The sequence below is a fragment of the Pseudomonas sp. K5002 genome, assembly GCF_013386655.1.
Lineage (GTDB): Bacteria > Pseudomonadota > Gammaproteobacteria > Pseudomonadales > Pseudomonadaceae > Aquipseudomonas.
In genome coordinates this window covers 1-1111 of the sequence record NZ_JACARK010001063.1, presented here as the reverse complement: position 1 = coordinate 1111, position 1111 = coordinate 1, and the positions used below count along the sequence as shown (strand labels likewise).

At 65.2% G+C, this 1111-nt stretch carries 1 protein-coding gene and 1 pseudogene; both read left to right on the top strand.

Translation table 11 applies throughout. The features are described from left to right. The coding region (locus tag HX846_RS33195; RefSeq protein ID WP_178967047.1) for an alpha-D-ribose 1-methylphosphonate 5-triphosphate diphosphatase at positions 1 to 775 on the top strand (775 nt) is incomplete at its 5' end. Next, positions 775 to 1111 (top strand): annotated as a pseudogene (locus tag HX846_RS33190) (phosphonate metabolism protein/1,5-bisphosphokinase (PRPP-forming) PhnN); the annotation flags it as partial. The gene HX846_RS33195 and the pseudogene HX846_RS33190, both read left to right, overlap by 1 nt.

Sequence of the window (1111 nt, the reverse complement as noted above, 5' to 3'; positions counted from 1 at the left end):
AGAAAGCGCCGGCCTGACCCGCGCCGAACACCACCTGCACCTGCGCTGCGAGCTGTGCCACCCCGACACCCTGAGCGTGTTCCGCGACCTGGTGGAAAACCCGTTGGTGCAGTTGGTGTCAGTGATGGACCACTCGCCGGGCCAGCGCCAGTTCGTGCTTGAATCCAAGTACCGTGAGTACTACATGGGCAAGTACCACCTGAACGACGAGACCATGGACGCGTTCATCAAGCTGCAAATGGCCAACTCCAGGGAGTACAGCGACCGCTACCGCGCCGCGATCGTCGAGCATTGCCTGGAACGCGGCCTGTCGGTGGCCAGCCATGACGATGCGACGTTGGCGCATGTGGAGGAGTCGGCGCGCTATGGCATGACCATCGCCGAATTCCCCACCACCCTGGAGGCGGCCCGTGGCTGCCGGCAACTGAACATGAAAGTTCTGATGGGCGCGCCGAACGTGGTGCGTGGCGGGTCCCACTCGGGTAATGTGGCCGCCGCCGGCCTGGCCGCCGAAGGATTGCTGGATATACTTTCCAGTGACTACTACCCGGCCAGCCTGTTGCAGGCGGCGTTCGTGCTGGCCAATCAACAGGACGGCGGCGACCTTTCTCGGGCGGTCAGGATGATCAGCCTGGCGCCCGCGCACGCGGCGGGCCTGAGTGATCGCGGCGAAATCGCTATCGGTCTGCGGGCCGACCTGGTGCAAGCCAAAAAAAGCCAAGACGGACTGCCCGTGGTCCAACAAGTGTGGCGACAAGCGAAGAGGGTGTTTTGATGGCAGGCAGGTTGATCTATCTCATCGGACCATCGGGTTCGGGCAAGGACAGCCTGCTGGATGCCGCACGACCGCGTCTGGCCGAGCGTGGCTGCCGCATTGTGCGGCGGGTCATCACCCGCTCGGCGGAAGCGGTGGGCGAAGCGGCACAGGGGGGGAGCCCGGCGCAGTTTGCCGCAATGGAGGCCGAGGGCGCATTTGCCCTCAGCTGGCACGCCATCGGGTGGTCCTATGGCATCCCGCGGGAAATCGATGAGTGGCTGGCGGCGGGGCACGATGTGCTGGTCAACGGCTCCCGCGGCCACCTGGCGCAAACCCGGCTGCGTTACCCGAACC